2 protein-coding genes and 2 tRNA genes are annotated in these 1,663 nt (G+C 43.8%); all 4 read left to right on the forward strand.

The window, feature by feature from the left end; translation table 11 throughout:
- The first annotated feature begins 29 nt into the window (after positions 1-29).
- Positions 30-106 (forward strand) — tRNA-Arg (locus B7C60_RS11605).
- 69 nt (positions 107-175) lie between these two features.
- Positions 176-252 (forward strand) — tRNA-Arg (locus tag B7C60_RS11610).
- Between the two features lie 366 nt (positions 253-618).
- Positions 619-870: an oxaloacetate decarboxylase subunit gamma gene (locus B7C60_RS11615; RefSeq protein WP_099611789.1), complete on the forward strand. Its 252-nt coding sequence runs from the start codon at positions 619-621 to the stop codon at positions 868-870.
- A 25-nt stretch (positions 871-895) separates the two neighbouring features.
- Positions 896-1,663, forward strand: a 768-nt coding sequence (locus tag B7C60_RS18990) for a pyruvate carboxylase subunit B (RefSeq protein ID WP_245869253.1), incomplete at its 3' end; no start/stop codon positions are given.

The following is a 1,663-nucleotide window of genomic DNA, read 5'->3' on the forward strand; positions in this document are numbered from 1 at the left end:
CAAGTTAGTGATATCATCACTAGCACCGTGCGTCCTTAGCTCAGCTGGATAGAGTACCTGGCTACGAACCAGGCGGTCGGAGGTTCGAATCCTCCAGGACGCGCCATTATTTAAGGTCATAAACAACCTTGGTGATTTGAATGTTGTGTAAAGTTTAATTTCACCGAAGCCCTGCGCGCTCATAGCTCAGCTGGATAGAGTACCTGGCTACGAACCAGGCGGTCGGAGGTTCGAATCCTCCTGAGCGCGCCACCTTTTAAACCTCGCAATTAAGCGGGGTTTTGTTTTTTTACAATCCTGTAGCATTTTTTTATTTCATTTTCACAACATACTGTTTTTATTGGTCTGTTCTCCTTTTACTAGCTGCATCTCAAATTTTATTTCAAATTCCTATTAATCTACTCATATTCACTAAAAACGTGCGAGTTTCTTAGCTCAATTACATCACGTTTTGTGATTTGTATGACGGTTCTTTCACTTGGTTACTCTGATTTGTTTAAAAATCCTAAACAAAATTGACAATTTTTCACAAGTCGAGATAATCCTGTTGGCTTTTGTCGGAATAATAATGGTTTATCGCAGACAATTGCTGTCAGGATGACACAGAAAGGAAGCAACATGACAAATATTGGAAGCCTGCTAGTTGATGCGGCTACCCTGATGGTTACAGGGATGGTCGTCGTATTTCTATTTTTAACCATTTTGGTCTATCTCGTTCGGTTCATGTCTAAATGGGTACCGCAAGAAGTACCTCAGACGATAGTCAGCCCCAAAAAATCGATTCAACCAACCTCTGCTGCAGTTCCCCCTCAGGTGGTAGCGGCTATCTCTGCCGCTGTACATCAGTACCGACACTCAGCTGCTAAGTAGTACCAATTAAAAGGAGTTAATGAGCATGTCTAAAGCACTTGCTATTACCGATGTGGTGTTAAGAGACGCCCATCAATCATTATTTGCGACGCGCATGCGTCTTGAAGATATGTTGCCTATTGCAGCAGAGTTGGACAAAATCGGCTATTGGTCGTTAGAAACTTGGGGTGGCGCTACCTTTGATGCGTGTATTCGATACTTGGGAGAAGATCCTTGGGAGCGTCTGCGTGCGCTAAAAAAAGCGATGCCCAATACCCCAATGCAGATGTTATTACGAGGGCAGAACCTGCTTGGTTATCGCCATTACGCGGATGATGTGGTTGAGAAGTTTGTCGAGCGTGCTCACGTTAATGGGATGGATGTATTCCGTATTTTTGATGCAATGAACGATGTACGCAACTTTCAGCAAGCGATCAAAGCAACGGTCAACGTTGGTGCACATGCTCAAGGAACGCTCTCTTATACCATTAGTCCAGTCCATAATACAGAAACTTGGGTTGATCTGGCGAAGCGATTAGAAGATCTTGGCTGTCACTCATTATGTATTAAAGACATGTCAGGACTTTTAAAACCTTATGAAGCGGAAGAGTTAATATCGCGGATTAAAGCATCGTGTGATGTTCCTCTTGCTTTACATTGCCATGCGACAACTGGATTATCAACGGCAACCGCAATAAAAGCGGTAGAAGCTGGGGTGGATATTCTTGATACTGCCATTTCGTCAATGAGCCAAACCTATGGACACACGCCAACGGAAACGGTGGTTGCTATGTTGCAAGGGACAGCACGAGAT

The sequence above is a fragment of the Vibrio fujianensis genome, from assembly GCF_002749895.1.
Classification (GTDB): Bacteria; Pseudomonadota; Gammaproteobacteria; order Enterobacterales; family Vibrionaceae; genus Vibrio; species Vibrio fujianensis.